Origin of the sequence: Actinomadura napierensis, from assembly GCF_039529375.1 — a bacterium.
GTDB lineage: Bacteria > Actinomycetota > Actinomycetes > Streptosporangiales > Streptosporangiaceae > Spirillospora > Spirillospora napierensis.
The window spans coordinates 76,440-93,943 of sequence record NZ_BAAAMR010000023.1; the positions used below are offsets into that span (position 1 = coordinate 76,440).

Genomic DNA, 17,504 nt, shown 5'->3' on the forward strand with positions numbered 1-17,504 from the left:
GCCGTAGCCTGGTGCCATGAGCGTGTGGGATGACCTGGTGGGGCAGGCGCCGGTTGTCGCGCAGCTGTCGTCGGCCGCCGACGGGACGGGCGGCGGCATGGCGCACGCCTGGCTGTTCACCGGCCCGCCCGGGTCGGGACGGGTGACCGCGGCGCGGGCGTTCGCGGCGGCGCTGCAGTGCACCGAGACGCCGCGCGGCTGCGGGCACTGCGCGTCCTGCCACCAGGTGCTGCAGGGCACGCACGCGGACGTGGAGGTCGTGCGCCCGCAGGGGCTGTCGTTCGGGATCAAGGACGCCCGCGCGCTGGTGTTGCGGGCGTCGTCGTCGCCGAGCGGGAGAGGCCGGCAGATCGTCCTGTTCGAGGACGCCGACCGGGCCACCGAGGGCGCGGCGAACGCGCTGCTGAAGGCGATCGAGGAGCCGCCGCCGCGGACGGTGTGGCTGCTGTGCACGCCGTCGGCGGAGGACCTGCTGGTGACGATCAGGTCGCGGTGCCGGCAGGTGACGCTGCAGACGCCGCCGATCACGGCCGTCGCGGACATGCTCGTCCAGCGCGACGGCGTCGACCGGGACACCGCGGAGATCGTGGCACGGGCCGCGCAGGGGCACATCAGCCGGGCGCGGCTGCTCGCCTCGGACGAGCAGATGCGCAGGGTGCGGGCGGAGGTCGTGGCGGTGCCCCGCCGGCTGACCGGGGTGAGCCCGGCGGTCGCGGCGGCGGAGACGCTGGTGAAGGCCGCGAGGGCGGAGATGGAGGCGCAGGCGTCGGAGCTGAACGAGACGGAGACGTCCGCGCTCCGCAAGGCGCTGGGGGAGAGCGAGAAGGGCCGGATGCCGCGCGGGACGGCGGGCGCCCTGAAGGAGCTGGAGGAGCGGCAGAAGTCGCGGGCGACTCGCCTGCTGCGCGACGCCCTGGACCGGACGCTGCTCGACCTCGCCTCCTATTACCGGGACGTGCTGACGATCCAGCTCGGCGCGGGCAGCGAGCTGGTCAACATCGAGCTGGGGCCGGAGCTGCGGACGGCGGCGGGCGCGAGCCGTCCCGAGGACACGCTGCGCCGGCTGGACGCGGTCATGGACTGCCGGGAGCGGCTGGCGGCGAACGTCAACCCGCAGCTGGCGTTCGAGGCGCTCACCCTCGCGCTGCGCACGGGCTGAGCACCGTTATTCGACAGCTCGTCTGGGATTAACACAAGTCGTCCCATTTTGTTACAACTCCGTACGCGTCTCTCAACAGACGCACCCGTACCGTCTGCTGGCCAAAGCACGCCGAGAAAGGGCGAGCTCCCCCCACGGCCAGGAGGTCTGCTTTGCGGCGAGCCTTGATTTCCGCCGCGTGCGCCGTCGTCACCACGGCGGCGCTCGCGATTCCAGCGTCCGCGGCACCGGTCACACCGCGCGCGAAAGGCGAGGCGTCGGAGTACGTCGTCCTCTACAAGGAAGGCGTTTCGCTGGGCCGGGCCCATGACGCGGTGAAGGCGGCCGGCGGCTCCATCGTCAGCGAGAACACCGACGTGGGCGTCGCGACCGTGCGGTCGAAGAACCCGGAATTCGTCCGCGCGGCGATGGGGCAGGGCGCCCTGGACGGCGCCGCGCACAACCGGGTCATCGGCGAGGCCCCCAAGGAGAAGAAGGCCGCCGCGAACAAGGTCGAGAAGACCGTCGGCGCGCAGGGCCGGGTGGCGGTGAAGGGCAAGCCGTCCAAGGACACCGAGCCCCTCGCCGACCTGCAGTGGGACATGAAGCAGATCCACGCGACGGCGGACGGCTCGTACAAGGCCGAGCCCGGCGACAAGAAGGTGCTCGTCGGCATCCTCGACACCGGCGTGGACGGGGACCACCCCGACATCAAGCCGAACTTCGACCGCAAGCTCAGCCGGAACTTCACGCACGACGTTCCCTTCGACGCCGACGGCAACGTGCTGGACGGCCCGTGCGAGTTCAAGTCGTGCGTCGACCCGGTGGACTGGGACGACAACGACCACGGAACGCACGTCGCGTCCGAGATCGCCTCGCCGCGCAACGGCCTCGGAATGGCGGGCGTCGCGCCGAAGGCGACGCTGGTGAATCTGCGCGTCGGCCAGGACTCCGGGCAGTTCTACCTGCAGCCGACCGTCGACGGCCTCACCTACGCCGCGAAACACGGCATCGATGTCGTCAACATGAGCTATTACATCGACCCGTGGCTGTGGAATTGTGCCAATAACCCGGCCGACAAGCCGGAGGACCAGCTCGAGCAGCGCACCATCATCCAGGCGACCCAGCGGGCCCTGGACTTCGCGCACCGGCACGGCGTCACGCTGGTCTCCGCCGCGGGCAACGACTTCGTCGACTACACCAAGACCAACGTCGACGACACGAGCCCGGACTTCCCGTCCTACCCGGGCGAGAAGCCGTACGAGCGGACGATCCCGGCGAGCTGCCAGTCGATGCCGTCCGAGGGCAAGCACGTCATCGCGATCTCGGCGACCGGGCCGAGCACCCGCAAGTCGTACTACAGCAGCTTCGGCAACGGCTACGTCGCGGTGGCCGCGCCCGGCGGAGACAAGGTCGACAACGCCGACCAGCGGCCGGACGACCGCGGCGGCATCTGGGCCGCCTACCCCGAGCGCCTCGCCAAGGAGCGCGGCGAGCTGAACGCCGACGGCACCCCGAAGGTGTCGTACGTGATCCGCAGCTGCAAGGGCAAGACGTGCGCCTACTACCAGTCGCTGCAGGGCACCTCGATGGCGTCCCCGCACGCGGTCGGCGTCGCCGCGCTCATCATCAGCAAGTACGGGCACCGCGACCGCCAGGGCGGCCTCACGCTCGACCCGGACTTCGTGGAATGGAAGCTGCGCGGCAGCGCCACCCCCAAGGCGTGCCCGAGCCCGAGCACCGTCGAGTACGTCTGGTACACCCAGACCGACGGCAAGTGGGTGAAGCACACCTCCACGCAGACGTGTGAGGGGTCCAAGGAGCAGAACGGGTTCTTCGGGAACGGCATCGTGGACGCGCTCCACGCCGTCCAGCGGTAACCCCTCCTCCGACACGCGGCCCCCGTCCCTCCCGGCCGGGGGCCGCGCCCTTTCACGGGGTGCGGCCCCATCCCACTGGCCCGCATCCGCCTGAAAGGAATCCGCCGCGCGAAGCAACCCGTGGTGCTCGGCGGCGTCTCTGGGACATGGAGACTAAAACGGTGCTCCCCGAACGGGAACGCCCCACGGCCTCAGTGGCCCATGACGCGGCGGACGCGGTCACGGAGCTGTACCGGGGGCATGCGCTCGGGTTGATGCGCCTCGCCCTCATGATGGTGGGCGACCGCGGGACGGCGGAGGACGTCGTCCAGGACGCGTTCGCGGGCCTCTACAAGCGGTGGTCACGGCTGAACGACCGCGACAAGGCGCTGACGTACGTGCGGTCGGCGGTCCTGAACGGGTCGCGGACGGCGCTGCGCCGCCGCCGCAGGCCGCTGCGGGCCGTCCATGCGGCGCCGGTGTGGTCCGCCGAGGCCGCGGCGATGGTCGGCGAGGACCGCCGCGAGGTCATGGACGCGCTGCACCGGCTCCCGCACCGCCAGCGCGAGGCGCTGGTGCTGCGGTTCTTCGCCGACCTGTCCGTCGAGGAGATCGCCGCCGCGATGCGGGTCAGCACCGGCACCGTCAAGTCGACCACGTCCCGGGCGCTCGCCGCGCTCGGCCGGATCCTGGAGGTGGAGCAGTGAACGCGACCGAAGAGCGCCTGGCGGACGCGCTGCGGACCGTCGGCGAGACCATCGGGCCCGAGGACGTCCCGCCGCCGCGCTTCGCCGGACGGCGCCGTGCCGCGTTCCGGCGCCCGGTGCTGCTGACGGCCGCCGTCGCGGCGTCCGCGGCCATCGTGGCCGGTGGCGCGGTCGCCGGAGGCGCGCTGTCGTCCGGCCACGAGACCGGCCGCAAGACCGGTTCGCTGACCGTACCGGCCGGCGATGTGCAGGTGGAGGTGAACCTGTGCACCAGAACGTCGTCCAATGCCTCATGCAACGGCAACGAGGTGACCGGCGCCCAGAGGGCGGCGCTCAAGACCCTCCTGGAGAAGAACCGGCGGGTGCGCGAGGTCGCGTACCTGACGAAGCAGCAGCACTACCAGTGGTTCAAAGCGCGGATGGAGAAGGCCGGGGCGCAGACGCCGCCGTCGGGCCTGCCCAAGGGCATCCCGGAGGCGTTCGTCGTCACGGTCCCGCGCGCGGACGCGAAGGGCGTCATGCAAGCCTGCCTGGGGTATCCCGGCGTCGACACCGTCGTCGTTCTGGGGCGCTGACCTCGGGCATGATGGGGCCATGCCGTACCGAGTCACTTTCGTCTGCACGGGGAACATCTGCCGCTCGCCGATGGCGGAGGCGATCCTGCGCCATCACGCCGAGGAAGAGGGGCTGGACGTCGAGGTCGACAGCTCCGGCACCGGCAACTGGCATGTGGGCGACGGCGCCGACGAGCGGACGATCGCGGCGCTGCACCGGGCCGGCTACCGGTCGGCGCACATCGCCCGCCAGTTCGAGGAGTCCTGGTTCGACCGGTACGACCTGATCCTGGCGCTCGACCAGGGGCACCTGCGGGCGCTGCGGTCGATGGCGCCGGACGACGAGGCGCGGGCGCGGGTCCGGCTGCTGCGCGAGTTCGACCCGGAGGCGGGCGCCGACCTGGACGTCCCGGACCCGTACTACGGCGGCCGGGCCGACTTCGACCTCGTCCTTGAGCAGGTGGAGGCGGCGGTCCCGGGCCTGCTGGAGGAGATCCGGGCCGGGTCGAAGGCCGCCTGACGTGCGGGAGCGCATCGGACGGCTGCTGGGGAGCCCGGTGGAGTCGGTCCGCGATCTCGGGTCCAGCCACGCGTGGACGCTGCACCGGGCGGCGCTCGCCGACGGGCGCGAGGTGTTCGTGAAGGCCGCGTCCGACCAGGCGGGGGTGTTCGCGGCGGAGGCGGCCGGGCTGCGCTGGCTGGGGGAGGCGGGGCCCGGCACGCCCGTCCCGGACGTCCTGGCGACCGACGACCGGATGCTCGTCCTGCCGTGGCTGCCGTCCGGCGCGCCCGCCCCGCAGGCCGCCGAGCGGCTCGGACGCGAGCTGGCCGCCCTGCACGCCGGCGTCCGCCCGGACGCCTACGGCGCGCCCTGGGAGGGGTTCATCGCCGACCTGCCGCTCGACAACACCCTCGACGGCCGCGGCTGGCCCCGCTGGTACGCCGAGCGGCGGCTCGAACCGTTCCTGCGCCGGGCCGAGCGGCACCTGTCGGCGGACGACGTCCGGCTCGTCGAGCGGGTGATGGACGGCATCGAGGAGCTGGCCGGGCCGCCGGAGCCGCCGAGCCGCATCCACGGCGACCTGTGGTCGGGGAACGTCCAGTGGACGGGCGACCGGGCGCTGCTGATCGACCCGGCGGCGCACGGCGGGCACCGGGAGACGGACCTGGCGATGATGGCGCTGTTCGGCACCCCGCATCTCGACCGGATCCTCGCCGCCTACGACGAGACGGCGCCGCTCTCTGACGGCTGGCGCGCCCGCGTCCCGCTGCATCAGCTGCACCCGCTGCTGGTCCATGTCGCCCTGTTCGGCGGCTCGTACCGCGCGTCGATGGTCGAGGCGGCCCGATCCGCGCTGGGCTGATGTCCCGTTCCCGCGCCGTCATCCACTAGGGTCGTGGCGCCTCACGGCACGGGCTCGGACTCGAAGTGATAACTCCGCCAATACGGGCGTTTGCCGCGAGGTATATCAGAGAGCCGAGCAGCGGAGAGGCGGTGCGGACCGGCGCCATGGACGGCGGACGCGACGAGGGCAAGAACGGGATACGGCTCCGGCAGGCGTGGCGGACCGCGCTGCCGGTCGGTGTCGCCGCCGCCGCGGCGCTCTTCCTCGGCGGCAGCATCGACGTGGTGCACCGCCACCAGCGCGAGGCGAACAAGAAGCACGACGCGGAGGCCGCCGCCGTCAGCAGCACGCCGCCGGGGCCGCGCTTCGTCGTCGGCGTCGCCCGCACGGGCACCGCGCTGACCGTCCGCGACGCCCGTTCCGGCGCCACCGTCGGCCTGCCCGTCGCCGCCCCTGAGGGACGCCGCTTCCAGCGCGTCGCGGGCGACGGCGACTCCTACGTCGTCGCCTCCTACGGCGGCCGGAAGGTCACGTTCCAACGCCTCAAGCTCGACGGCGACGGCCGTCCCGAGTCCCTGACGGAGCTTCCGAAGGCGACGATCTCCGGCGTCTCGGCGGCATGGTCGGATCTGGCCGTGGCGTCCGACGGCGACCGCATCGCCTACGTCACCTACCGGGGCGCCCGCGCGCGCGTGGACGTCGTCTCCGCCCGCACCGGAGCCCGCAAGGCGTGGACGACCCGGTACTCCGCCCGCGTCAGCAGCCTCTCCTGGGCCGGCGACACCCTCGCGTTCGTCTGGAATCCAGTCCGGCGCGTGCACGGCAAGCTCACCGAGACCGGCCACGAGATCCGCACGCTGGACACCGGGGGCGCCGCGGGAGACCTCAAGGCCAGCAGGGCGGTCGCGAAGCTGCCGGAGGGCACCACCAGCGCGGTCATCAGCCACGACGGCAAGACCGTCGTCGCGGGCGTCGTCCAGCGCTCCGTCGGGTCCCTCCAGGCGTACTCGGCCGCCACCGGCGAACCGACGAAGATCCTCTGGACGCAGGCGCTGAAGGCCCCGATCACCGGGCTCGACTCCGGCGACAAGGGGAAGCTGCTGATCTCCGCGGGCGACGGCCGCGTCTACGCCGTGGGCGCCGGCACGCTCCCCGGAAAGGACCTCGCCGACACCGCCTGGTGAGCAGAGCCTGGTGATTGGAGCCCGGTGAGCGCGGCTTGGTGAGCACCGTTTGGTGAGGAGTGCTCGCGTCCGCCGTACAGTGGACGCACGAAACCGGGCGAACGGAGCGAAACCGTGGGCATGGTGATGGCAGTCAGCTTCACCCGTTACGGCCGCCTCTACTACCTCGACCCGGGCCCCCACACGCCCAAGGTGGGTGACAAGGTCCTCGTCCCCACCGACGCGGGCGCGGAGGTCGCCGAGTGCGTGTGGGCGCCGCAGTGGGTCTCCGAGGACATCGGCGGACTTCCCGAGTGCGCCGGCCCCGCCACCGACGAGCACCTCGCCCGCGACGACGCGAACCGCCGCCGCCGCGCCGAGGGCCGCTCGATCGCCAAGCGCCTCATCCGCAAGCACGAACTCCCCATGAAGATCATCGGCGTCGACTTCCTCGACGCCGACAACGTCTTCAAGATCTACTTCACGGCCCCGCACCGGGTCGACTTCCGCGCCCTGGTCCGCGACCTCGCCCGCAACATCAAGGCCCGGGTCGAGCTGCGCCAGGTCGGCCCCCGCGACGAGGCGCGCCTGCAGGGCGGCATCGGCCCCTGCGGCCGCGACCTGTGCTGCGCCACCTTCCTCAAGGACTTCGAGCCCGTCTCCGTCCGGATGGCGAAGGAGCAGGACCTGCCCGTCAACCCCCTGCGCATCGCCGGCGCCTGCGGCCGCCTCATGTGCTGCCTCAAGTACGAGCACCCCCTCTACGTCGAGGCGCACGAGCGGATGCCGAAGCTCGGCGCCCGCGTCGACACCCCGCAGGGCCCCGGGCAGGTCGTGGGCCGCAACGTCCCGTCCGACAAGGTCGCCGTCCGCCTGAACAGCGGCGGCCGCTGCTCCTGCCCGTCCGCCTCCGTCTGCTCCCCCCGCCAGCAGCACGACGCCCAGTACAACCCCGCCTCGGACTGACGGCGAGCGTCCGCCTCGGCGGGGCCGGGGCGGACGCTTTGAGGCCGGGTCATGAACGGGCGGGCCGGGGGAGGAGTTGGGCGAGGGCGGCGGTGGCGGCGCAGAAGCCGATGATCGGCAGCAGGCCCGCCTGGAAGGCGTCCGCGACGTCCGCCGGGACCGGGTGTCCGCCGAGCACGCCGTAGAAGACGATCCCGACGACCGCCACCCCGAGCGCGCCGCCGACCTGCTGGAACGTCGACAGGACGCCCGCCGCCGACGCCGCGTGGCCCTCGCCGACGCCGGCCAGCACGATCGCCGACATCGGCGCGAGGACGAAGCCCATGCCCGCGCCGGCGAGGATGAGGCCGGGGATCAGCCAGGCGACGCCGCCGTCCTGCGCGATGCCGTCGATCAGCAGCAGGCATCCGGCGGCCTGGACGACCGCGCCGAGCGCGAGGACCTGCCGGCCGATCCGGGCGGCGACGGCACTCGCGCGGGTCGAGGCGGCGAAGTAGCCGGCGCCGAGGGCGGTGAACAGCAGCCCCGACTGCAGGGCGCTCAGGCCGCGTCCCTGCTGCAGGTAGAGGGCCAGGTAGAGGAAGAACGACGCCATGGCGAGCTGGTAGGCGAGCGCGATGCCGATGCCGACGGTGAACGCCCGCTCCCGGAACAGCGCCGGGGCGATCAGCGGCGCGGCGCCGCGCCGCTGCCAGAGCGCGAACGCGGTGAGCAGGACGGCCGAGCCGGCGAACGAGAACCACGTCCACTCCGGCCAGCCGAGCCGGCGCCCCTCGATCAGCGGCAGGACGAGCGCGACGAGGCCGAGCGTGACCAGCGCGGTCCCGGCGAGGTCGAGCCGGGTGCCGCGGGCGGCCGGGGTCGCCGGGACGGTCCGGCGGACGAGCGCGATGGTGACCGCGCCGATCGGCACGTTGATCAGGAAGATGCTCCGCCAGCCGCTGCCGAGGACGTCCGCCTGGATCAGCGCACCGCCGATGAGCTGCCCGAACACGCCGCCGAAGCCCATCGTCAGGCCGTAGGCGGTGAACGCCCGGACGCGCGCCGCGCCCTCGAACGCGCCGTTGATGATGCCGAGCACCTGCGGCATCAGCATCGCCGCCGCGACGCCCTGCGCCACCCGCGCGGCGATCAGCGCGCCGGCCGTCGGGGCCAGCCCGCAGGCGAGGGACGCGGCGGTGAACGCGGCGAGCCCGATCGCGTACATCCGGCGGCGTCCGGCCAGGTCGCCGAGCCGCCCGCCGGTGATCAGCCCGCCGCCGAGCGCGAGCCCGAACCCCGCGACCACCCACTGCGTGGCGGCGGCGCCCGCGTGCAGGTCGCCCTGGATGTCCGGGATCGCGACGTTGACGATGAAGAAGTCGAGGGTGGTGATGAAGATGCCGATGAGCAGGACGAGCAGGCCGCCCGCCGGCGCTGCCTGCGCCGGCGTGCCGTCCTGCGGCTGCCTGCCCGCTCGCGGTGTCGCGGTCGTTGACAAGGATGCTCCCCGGTTGATCCGTCGTGGTGTGCACCATGACGATCTCCCGCGGGCGGTCATCGGGTCGATGACGCGAGAGGTAATGCCGCGCGCGAGCGGCCGGGGTCAGGCGGCGACGGCCGAGGTCAGGCCGCGAGGGCCGGGGTCAGGCGGCGACGGGTTCGCGGACCGGGGGGTTCGGGGCGGGCTTCGGCTTCGGGGCGCCGCCGGGGAGGGCGTAACGGAAGATCTTCTTCCAGGTGCTCGTGACCTGCTTGGACAGCGAGCCGGTGTGGTACGGCAGGCCGTAGCGGGCGCACAGGTCGCGGACGCGCGGCGCGATCTCGGCGTACCGGTTGCTCGGGATGTCCGGGAACAGGTGGTGCTCGACCTGGTGGCTGAGGTTGCCGGTCATCAGATGGAACAGCGGGCCGCCGCTGATGTTCGCCGAGCCGAGCATCTGCCGGACGTACCACTCGCCCTTCGTCTCGTCCTCGAGCGGGTAGCCCTCCTCGAACACGTCGATGTCGCCGGGGAAGTGCCCACAGAAGATGATCATGTGCGCCCAGACGTTGCGGGCGACGTTCGCGGTGAAGTTCGCCGACAGCGTGGACAGGAACTGCGGGCCGCTGAGCAGCGGGAACGCCAGGTAGTCCTTGCCCCACTGGCGGCGGATCTTGCGCCCGATGGCGCGCAGCTTCGCCTTCGTCGCCTCCTCGTCGTGGGTGCCCTCGCGGATCCTGTCGAGCTCCAGGTCGTGCAGCGCGACGCCGTACTCGAAGAACATCGCCAGCAGCGCGTTGTAGACCGGCTGCGGGACGTTGCCCCAGCTCCACGGCTGCTCGGGCGCGACGCGCAGGATGCCGTAGCCGACGTCGTTGTCCTTGCCGAGGACGTTGGTGAAGGTGTGGTGGACGAAGTTGTGCGAGTGCTTCCACTGCTCGGCGGGGGAGACGTTGTCCCACTCCCAGGTCGTCGAGTGGATCTTCGGGTCGCGCATCCAGTCCCACTGGCCGTGCATGACGTTGTGCCCGATCTCCATGTTCTCCAGGATCTTCGCGACGGCCAGCGTCGCGGTCCCGGCGAGCCAGGCGGGCGGCAGCGCGGACGCCATCAGCAGCGCGCGGCCACCGATCTCCAGCCCGCGCTGCCAGCGGATCACCCGGTGGATGTAGTCCGCGTCGCGTTCGCCGAGGTCCGCGGTGATCTCGTCGCGGAGGGCGTCCAGCTCGCGGGCGATCGCCGCGTAGTCGGCGGGTGTGAGGTGGTCGGTCGGTGCGGGCATCGTCGGTCCCTTTCAGAGTTCGATGTCGACGGGGCCGGCGGGGGCCGAGATACAGGTCTGGACGATCTGGCCCTCCTCGCCGTGCACCTCGCCGGTGCGCAGGTCGCGGACCCGGCCGGAGCGCAGCCGGCCGACGCAGCTGTGGCAGATGCCCATCCGGCAGCCGCTCGGCAGCAGCGCGCCGGCGCGCTCGCCGGCGTCCAGGAGCGGTGTGCTCCCGTCGGCGTCGGCCTCGACGCCGCTCTCGGTGAAGCGGACGCGGCCGCCTTCGCCGCCCGTCCCCGCCGCCAGGACGGGGCGGAACCGCTCGACGCGCAGCCGGTCCTCGATCCCGGCCGTCCGCCAGTGCTCGACGAGGTCGTCCAGCATTCCGGACGGGCCGCAGGCCCAGGCGTCGCGTTCCGCCCAGTCCGGGCAGACCGCGGCGAGGTCGGACGGGGTGAGGCGGCCGTCCGTGGACGTGTGCCGCTCGTGCAGGCGTATCCCGGTCATCTGCCGCAGCTCGGCGCCGAAGATGACGTCGCCGGCGTGGCGGTCGGAGTGGACGAGCGTGACGTCGGGCGTGGTGTCCGGTGCGGCGTCGGACGCGGCGTCCGGCGCGGTGTCCGTGCCGGTGAGGTGCCGGAGCATCGCCATGACCGGCGTGATCCCGCTGCCCGCGGTGACGAACAGAAGCCGGGACGGCACCGGCGACGGGAGCGTGAAGTCGCCGTCCGCCGCGCCCAGCCGCACGATCGCGCCCGGACGGATCTCGTGGACGAGGTGCGCGGACACGAAGCCGTCCGGCGCCGCCTTGACCGTGATGGTGATCCGGCCGTCCGGGCGGGGCGGGGACGACAGCGAGAACGTGCGCCAGTGGCGGACGCCGCCGATGTCCACGCCGACCTTCACCCACTGGCCGGGACGGTGGTCCCGCCACGCCGTCCCGGGCCTGATCACCAGGGTCGCCGCGCCGGGCGCCTCGTGCCGCACCGCCTCGACGCGTCCGCGCGGTTCGGCGGTGGACCACAGCGGGTTGAGCAGGCCGAGGTAGTCCTCGGGCAGGAGCGGTGTCGTCAGCATCCGGGCGGCCGCCGCGAGCCGGCGGACCGGCCTGGATCGGGCCGGGCCGGAGCGGCCGGGCCTGGATCGATCCGGCCGCGCCGGGGCGGCCGGGAGTGCAGAGGTCAAGGGTGCCTCCCCGTCGGCGCTCTGACATACGCGTGAGTAACCTACGGTTACGTAGCCGTAGGGAAGGAGCAAGCCCCGCCGCCGGAAAGCGACAGGCATCACACCATCGCACGATGGTTCATCCGATGGTGTAATGCCTGGTGACAACGTTCCGCGTGGATATTTGGGTTGGGCGCTAGCCCTCCTCGCTCAGATGACGAGACCGTCCGGTCTCAGAAACGCGACTTCGGCCGCTCCTGCAGCACCCCGTCCACGAAGACGTCCACTTTCTCGTTGTAGAAGCAGACCAGGCCGGCCACCTTGCGGGACTCCTCCAGCGGCGTCCGATATCCCCATGCCAGATCCTCATGGACCTTGCCGCCGGCCCGCACCGACCAGTACTCCACCGTGCCCTTGTAAGGGCAGTGGCTCACGGTGTCGGTGTGCTCTAGCAAATCCATCCGGACGTGCGTCTTCGGCAGGTAGTACCGCACCGGAAGACCGGTCTCGAACAGCAGCCTGGGGCTCGACGACTCCGCCACCGTCACGCCGCCCACCTCCACGCGCACATGCCGCGAACTCGCCAGCACGTCGACACGCGTGTACGGATTGCGCGGATGGACGAACACCTCCTCGTCCTCCTCGAACCAGGCGTCCATCGCGTCCCACTCCAGCCGGACGAGCCCGCGCAGCTCCTCCACCGGCGAATCGGCATAGCGGAGCGCCGCCCCCGGCGCCTCCGCCCCGTCCACCTTGACCGTGTACGCCGTCGCGTCGCCGCGGCTCGGCGAGTGCTTGCCCGGGCCGTCCTCGACCAGCTCGGCCCGCACGTCCGCCGCAGGGAAGTAGTAGGCCGGGTAGTAGGGGATCTCCCAGACGAGATACGGCGTCGTCGTGTCGGCCACCAGGTTGCCGCCGAGGTAGGCCCTGACGCGCTTGCCGCCCTGCTCGATACGGACGCGGGTCCGCTCCTTCGGTGCACTCATGACCGCACCAACCTGCCCGGCGGCAGGGCTATTTCGCCTTCCCGCGGCCACTTCCCGCCACCCCGGTCGCGACCCTTGTACCTGCCCACACGAGCCCGTCCCGTCACACCGGTCCCGGCTCTCTCATCCAATTCTCATATTCACCTCACCTCAGCCCCATGCGCGGCCAAGAGCCTGCTCGACATGAAATGGCCGTTCCAACGCCGGACCACGCTCATCAACGGCACCCTCGGCGTGCTGCTGGTGGCCGGAGCCGGCACCGCATACCTCACCCTCGGCGACGGAGGTGACGGCGCCGCCGCGGCCACCCGGGTCACGCAGGTCCAGCGCGGCACGGTGTCGGCGTCGGTCTCGGCGTCCGGCTCCGTGGAGAGCGCACGGAGCCGGGACCTGTCGTTCGGCACGTCCGGCACGGTCGCCAAGATCTACGTCAAGGCGGGCCAGAAGGTCCCCGCCGGCAGCGTGCTGGCCCGGCTCGACCAGACCGAGGCGCTCGAGAACATCGACGAGGCGAAGGCGAACCTGGCCGCCGCCGAGGACGGCGACACCACGTCCGCCAAGGGCTACGCCAGCTATCTGCAGGTCAAGAACGCCTACAGCTCCGCACTGCGCGCCTACCAGGGCACCGTGCTGAAGGCCCCGTTCGCCGGGACGGTCACCGCCGTCAACGGAACCGTCGGCGGCAGTTCGAGCGGCTCCGGGTCGTCCTCGACGTCCTCGTCCGGCTCCGGCGCGAGTTCCGGATCGTCCGGCTCGGGGGCCTCCGCGGGCGCAGGGTCCTCCTCGTCTTCGTCCGGGTCGTCCTCCTCGTCGTCGGGTTCGGGCTTCATCGAGCTCATCGACACCAAGCACCTGCAGATCGAGGGCGACTTCACCGAGGCCGACACCACCAAGCTCAAGACCGGCCAGAGCGCCTCCGTCTCCTTCGACGCGCTCACCGGCAAGACCGCCACCGGCAAGATCACCGCGATCGGGCTGTCCCCGACCACCACCGACAACGTGGTGAAGTTCCCCGTGACGATCTCGCTCACCACGGTGCCGTCCGGGGTCCGGCTCGGGCAGACCGCCACCGTCGAGATCACCACCGCGTCCGCCGACGACGTCCTGTACGTGCCGACCGCCGCCGTCAGGACCGCCGGCGGGCAGAGCACCGTCACCGTCGTCCGCAACGGCAAGCAGGTCCCCGTCACCGTCGAGGTCGGCGTCAAGGGCGACCAGGGCACCGAGATCACGTCCGGCCTCAACGAGGGCGAGCAGGTCGTCGTCACCTCCAGCACGACCGGGTCGACCGGCACCACCCAGCGCGGCGGCCTCCCCGGCGGCGGCGCCGGAGGCGGCTTCGGGGGCGGCGCGCCGGGCGGCGGCGGAGGCCGCAGGTGACCCCCGAGCCGGTCCTCAGCATCCGCGACGTGAGCAAGACCTACGGTGAGGGCGACACCGCCGTCCACGCGCTGCGCGGCGTCTCCCTCACCGTCGACACCGGCGACTACGTCGCGATCATGGGCGCGTCCGGGTCCGGCAAGTCCACCCTGATGAACATCATCGGCTGCCTGGACGTGCCGACCTCCGGCCGCTACCTCCTCGACGGCATCGACGTCGGCGGCCTCGACGAGCGCCGCCTCGCCATCCTGCGCAACCGCCGCATCGGGTTCATCTTCCAGTCCTTCAACCTCATCCCCCGGATGACCGCGCAGGCCAACGTCGAACTCCCGCTCGCCTACGGCGGCGTCAAAGGACCCGAACGCCGCCGCCGCGCCCTCGCCGCCCTCCGCGAGGTCGGCCTCGCCGACCGCACCCGGCACGAGCCCAACGAGCTGTCCGGCGGCCAGCAGCAGCGCGTCGCCGTCGCCCGCGCCCTCGTCACCGCCCCCACCCTGCTGCTCGCCGACGAACCCACCGGCGCCCTCGACAGCGGCTCCACCGCCGACGTCCTCGCCGTCTTCGACCGGCTCAGCCTCGCCGGCCGCACCATCGTCGTGATCACCCACGAGGACGACGTCGCCGCGCACGCCAAACGCGTCGTCCGGCTCGTCGACGGCCGCGTCGTCGACGACGTCCGCCGCGCGCCCGTCGTCGGCCCGCCGCCCGCCGCGTCCTGGACCACGGAGGGCGCCCGGTGAGCCCTCTGGAGATCCTGCGGTTCGCGCTGCGCGGCCTGTCGGCCAACAAGATGCGCAGCTCGCTCACCACGCTCGGCATCCTCATCGGCGTCGGCGCCGTCATCCTGCTCGTCGCCGTCGGCAACGGCTCGTCCGAGCAGATCAAGAAGAGCATCCAGCGGCTCGGCGCCGACTCCCTCACCGTCACCAAGACGACCACGGGCGGCGGCGGCGGACGCGGCGGCTTCGGCGGCTTCGGCGGCGGCGGGCCGGGCGGCCCTGGGGGCGCGTTCGGCGGCTCCGGCTCGGAGACCGGCCAGAGCTCCGGCCCCCGCACCCAGGCCCACGACCTCACCGCCCAGGACGCCGCGGCCCTCGTCGACGCCTCCGACGCCCCGTCCGTCAAGAGCGCCTCCCCGGTCGTGACCAGCCAGTCCGTCACCGCCGGCTACTCGGGCACCAGCGCCACGATCAGCCAGTTCGTCGGCACCACCCCGACCTACTTCGCCGCGGCCAACAAGACCGTCGCGTCCGGCTCCGCCTTCACCACCGCCGACGTCACCGCCGCGAACAAGACCGTCGTCCTCGGCAGCACCACCGCCTCCGACCTGTTCGGACGCGTCAGCCCGATCGGCAGGAAGATCGACGTCAGCGGCATCCGGTTCACCGTCGTCGGCGTCCTCAAGGCGACCGGGTCGTCCTCCTCCAGCTTCTCCGACCCCGACAGCATCGCGATCGCGCCGCTGCCCGCCGTCCAGGAGGCCCTCACCGGCTACGGCGCCCTCGACCAGATCATCGTCCAGGCCAAGGACTCGGGCGCCGTCGACTCCGCCCAGGCCGAGATCACCGACATCCTCGGCCAGCGGCACGACATCGCCTCCTCCGGCACCGCGGACTTCACCGTCTCCAGCCAGGCCAGCGTCCAGTCCGCGGTCTCCGAGTCGAACAAGACCTTCACCGTCCTGCTCGGCGCCGTCGCCGCGATCAGCCTGCTCGTCGGCGGCATCGGCATCACCAACATCATGCTGGTCACCGTCACCGAGCGGACCCGCGAGATCGGCATCCGCAAGGCCATCGGCGCCCCCCGCGGCGCGATCCTCGGCCAGTTCATCGCCGAGGCCACCGTCCTTTCCCTCATCGGCGGCGTCCTCGGCGTCGTCGCCGGCGTGGTCGGCAGCCTCTTCACGATCGTCGGCGTCAAACCCGTCCTGGTCCCGTCGTCGATCGTGCTCGCGCTGGCCGTCTCCGTCGCGATCGGCCTGTTCTTCGGCAGCTACCCGGCCAACCGCGCCGCCAAGCTCCGCCCGATCGAGGCGCTCCGCCATGAGTGACCGCCCAAGGAGCCACCCGTGACCCCCAGGCGCCGCCGCCCCACCCCCCAAAACCCAAACACCACCGCCCCAACCCCAACCGACCAACCCCCGAACCCACAGAACGCAACACCCCCGACCGCCACCCCCCAAACGCCCCCGCACCCCTCCGGCCCACAGAACGCCACACCCCCAAACGCCGCCACCCCCCAAACGCCCCCGCACCCCTCCGGCCCGCAGTCCTCCGGCCTGCCGGGTGTTGCGTCGCCGAACGGCGATGTGCCGCATCTTGGGCCGCCCGGAACAGGCTTCGCCGGGGGCGATCCGGGGTCGACGCTTCCCGACCGCGCTACCGGCGGGGTGGCGCCGCCGGGGGCGGCGGCCGAGCCGGGTGACCGGTCGGTCGCGGGAGGCGCTGGTGCCGCGACGTCGCCCGTGGGCGCGTACGGCGCGGCGGGCAGGGGCGGACAGCAGTGGTCGTTGTCGGGCTTTGACCGAGAGGAGGCGCGGATGAGCGTTTCAGGGCACGACGGACGGGACCTCGACCAGGGCGTCCCGGAACCGCCGGGCGCCGCAGGCACCCCAGGCGCCGCAAGCACCCCGGGTGCGCCGGGCACCTCGGGCGCCGCAGGCATCGCGGCGGCGCCGGGGACTCCGGGCGCCGCAGGCATCGCGGGCGCGCCGAGGGCTCCGGGCGCTGGGGGTGTGCCGGGTGCGCCCGGCCTGTCCGGGCCGGGGGCGCATGCCCGGCCGTGGGCGAGCGCGGGGCCCGGCGAGGACCCCGGACCGCACCAGGATGCACTCCCGGGCCAGGACGGCGGGGCAGGCCTGCCCCCGGGACCGGGCCAGGACTCGGGACGGTCCATGGGCGACGCCGAACTCCTGTCGACTTCCCCGTTCGACGGCGACCTCGACGCCGAACTCACGGCGCGGCCGAAGAAGCGGTCGCTGCCGGGGCCGACCCTCTACCTGGGCGCCGGGATCGTGCTCGTCGCGGGATTCCTCGGCGGCGTGCAGGCGGAGAAATGGAAGTCCGACGACTCCGGTTCGCCGGGCGGCGGCCCCGCCGCGGCAGGCGGCTACGGCCGGACGGGCGGACGCGCCTCCGGCGGCTACGGCGGCGGCCTCCCCGGCCAGGCGGGGGCCGGCGGGTCGGGCACCGAGCAGGGCGGCCGCGGCGGGACGGGCGTCGGCGGGGGTTCCGGTGCAGGCCCCGGCGGGGGCTTCGGCGGCGGGTTCGGCGGAGGCGGCATGACCGCCGGCACCGTCACCAAGATCGTCGGCAACACCCTCTACCTGCGCACCTCGGACGGCAAGACCGTGAAGGTCAAGACGAGCGGCAGCACCAGGATCAGCATCACCAAGGACGGCAAGCTCGGCGACCTCGGCTCCGGCGTCACGGTCGTCGTGCGCGGCACCACCGGAAAGGACGGCTCGGTCACCGCGACCACCGTCAACCAGGGCTCCGGCCGCTGACCACGAT

Annotated in this window: 16 protein-coding genes; 12 read left to right on the plus strand and 4 right to left on the minus strand. The window is 72.7% G+C overall.

Features of this window, described 5'->3' with window-relative positions; translation table 11 throughout:
• The first annotated feature begins 16 nt into the window (after window positions 1-16).
• The 8 genes from ABD296_RS15605 to ABD296_RS15640 all read left to right on the plus strand — a co-directional run bounded on the left by ABD296_RS15605 (window position 17) and on the right by ABD296_RS15640 (window position 7,733).
• On the plus strand, window positions 17-1,159 hold the full coding sequence (locus ABD296_RS15605; RefSeq protein WP_344267056.1) for a DNA polymerase III subunit delta': 1,143 nt from the start codon (window positions 17-19) through the stop codon (window positions 1,157-1,159).
• Window positions 1,160-1,311: 152 nt separating this feature from the next.
• On the plus strand, window positions 1,312-3,018 hold the full coding sequence (locus ABD296_RS15610) for a S8 family peptidase (protein ID WP_344267059.1): 1,707 nt from the start codon (window positions 1,312-1,314) through the stop codon (window positions 3,016-3,018).
• Window positions 3,019-3,164: 146 nt separating this feature from the next.
• Entirely contained in the window at window positions 3,165-3,704 is a 540-nt protein-coding gene (locus tag ABD296_RS15615) for a SigE family RNA polymerase sigma factor (RefSeq protein ID WP_344267062.1), read from the plus strand.
• On the plus strand, window positions 3,701-4,279 hold the full coding sequence (locus ABD296_RS15620; protein ID WP_344267065.1) for a permease-like cell division protein FtsX: 579 nt from the start codon (window positions 3,701-3,703) through the stop codon (window positions 4,277-4,279). The genes ABD296_RS15615 and ABD296_RS15620 overlap by 4 nt, the downstream gene beginning before the upstream one ends.
• Before the next feature lie 19 nt (window positions 4,280-4,298).
• A complete protein-coding gene (locus ABD296_RS15625) occupies window positions 4,299-4,778 on the plus strand; it encodes a low molecular weight protein-tyrosine-phosphatase (protein ID WP_344267067.1) in 480 nt (159 codons plus the stop codon).
• Window position 4,779: 1 nt separating this feature from the next.
• The gene (locus ABD296_RS15630; RefSeq protein ID WP_344267069.1) at window positions 4,780-5,622 is read left to right on the plus strand and encodes a fructosamine kinase family protein; all 843 of its coding nucleotides are present in this window, start codon (window positions 4,780-4,782) and stop codon (window positions 5,620-5,622) included.
• 131 nt (window positions 5,623-5,753) lie between these two features.
• On the plus strand, window positions 5,754-6,788 hold the full coding sequence (locus ABD296_RS15635) for a TolB-like translocation protein (RefSeq protein ID WP_344267071.1): 1,035 nt from the start codon (window positions 5,754-5,756) through the stop codon (window positions 6,786-6,788).
• 120 nt (window positions 6,789-6,908) lie between these two features.
• Entirely contained in the window at window positions 6,909-7,733 is an 825-nt protein-coding gene (locus ABD296_RS15640; RefSeq protein WP_344267132.1) for a PSP1 domain-containing protein, read from the plus strand.
• Window positions 7,734-7,782: 49 nt separating this feature from the next.
• Here ABD296_RS15640 and ABD296_RS15645 read toward each other — a convergent pair whose 3' ends face one another.
• From ABD296_RS15645 to ABD296_RS15660, 4 genes are all read right to left on the minus strand, one after another.
• Window positions 7,783-9,213 (minus strand): MFS transporter, encoded by a 1,431-nt coding sequence (locus tag ABD296_RS15645; RefSeq protein WP_344267073.1) that lies wholly within the window; start codon window positions 9,211-9,213, stop codon window positions 7,783-7,785.
• Window positions 9,214-9,358: 145 nt separating this feature from the next.
• Window positions 9,359-10,477: a fatty acid desaturase family protein gene (locus ABD296_RS15650; RefSeq protein ID WP_344267076.1), complete on the minus strand. Its 1,119-nt coding sequence runs from the start codon at window positions 10,475-10,477 to the stop codon at window positions 9,359-9,361.
• A gap of 12 nt (window positions 10,478-10,489) precedes the next feature.
• Window positions 10,490-11,647, minus strand: a complete 1,158-nt coding sequence (locus ABD296_RS15655) for a ferredoxin reductase (RefSeq protein ID WP_344267079.1) — start codon at window positions 11,645-11,647, stop codon at window positions 10,490-10,492.
• Window positions 11,648-11,859: 212 nt separating this feature from the next.
• Window positions 11,860-12,612 carry a DUF427 domain-containing protein gene (locus ABD296_RS15660; protein WP_344267082.1) on the minus strand — a complete coding sequence of 251 codons (753 nt, stop codon included), beginning with the start codon at window positions 12,610-12,612 and terminating at the stop codon, window positions 11,860-11,862.
• A 183-nt stretch (window positions 12,613-12,795) separates the two neighbouring features.
• Between ABD296_RS15660 and ABD296_RS15665 the strand changes: the two genes are divergently transcribed.
• From ABD296_RS15665 to ABD296_RS15680, 4 genes are all read left to right on the plus strand, one after another.
• Window positions 12,796-13,992: an efflux RND transporter periplasmic adaptor subunit gene (locus ABD296_RS15665; RefSeq protein ID WP_344267085.1), complete on the plus strand. Its 1,197-nt coding sequence runs from the start codon at window positions 12,796-12,798 to the stop codon at window positions 13,990-13,992.
• Complete coding sequence (locus ABD296_RS15670; RefSeq protein WP_344267088.1) at window positions 13,989-14,732, plus strand: ABC transporter ATP-binding protein; 744 nt, start codon at window positions 13,989-13,991, stop codon at window positions 14,730-14,732. The genes ABD296_RS15665 and ABD296_RS15670 overlap by 4 nt, the downstream gene beginning before the upstream one ends.
• On the plus strand, window positions 14,729-16,042 hold the full coding sequence (locus ABD296_RS15675) for an ABC transporter permease (protein WP_344267090.1): 1,314 nt from the start codon (window positions 14,729-14,731) through the stop codon (window positions 16,040-16,042). The genes ABD296_RS15670 and ABD296_RS15675 overlap by 4 nt, the downstream gene beginning before the upstream one ends.
• Before the next feature lie 489 nt (window positions 16,043-16,531).
• Window positions 16,532-17,497, plus strand: coding sequence for a hypothetical protein (locus tag ABD296_RS15680; protein ID WP_344267093.1), 966 nt, complete (start codon window positions 16,532-16,534; stop codon window positions 17,495-17,497).
• Window positions 17,498-17,504 lie beyond the last annotated feature (7 nt).

Coding starts and splice junctions, on each gene's coding strand:
- ABD296_RS15605 (WP_344267056.1), top strand. CDS start 17: ATGAGCGTGTGGGATGACCTGGTGGGGCAGGCGCCGGTTGTCGCGCAG.
- ABD296_RS15615 (WP_344267062.1), top strand. CDS start 3,165: ATGGAGACTAAAACGGTGCTCCCCGAACGGGAACGCCCCACGGCCTCA.
- ABD296_RS15625 (WP_344267067.1), top strand. CDS start 4,299: ATGCCGTACCGAGTCACTTTCGTCTGCACGGGGAACATCTGCCGCTCG.
- ABD296_RS15640 (WP_344267132.1), top strand. CDS start 6,909: ATGGTGATGGCAGTCAGCTTCACCCGTTACGGCCGCCTCTACTACCTC.
- ABD296_RS15650 (WP_344267076.1), bottom strand. CDS start 10,477: ATGCCCGCACCGACCGACCACCTCACACCCGCCGACTACGCGGCGATC.
- ABD296_RS15660 (WP_344267082.1), bottom strand. CDS start 12,612: ATGAGTGCACCGAAGGAGCGGACCCGCGTCCGTATCGAGCAGGGCGGC.
- ABD296_RS15665 (WP_344267085.1), top strand. CDS start 12,796: ATGAAATGGCCGTTCCAACGCCGGACCACGCTCATCAACGGCACCCTC.
- ABD296_RS15680 (WP_344267093.1), top strand. CDS start 16,532: ATGAGCGTTTCAGGGCACGACGGACGGGACCTCGACCAGGGCGTCCCG.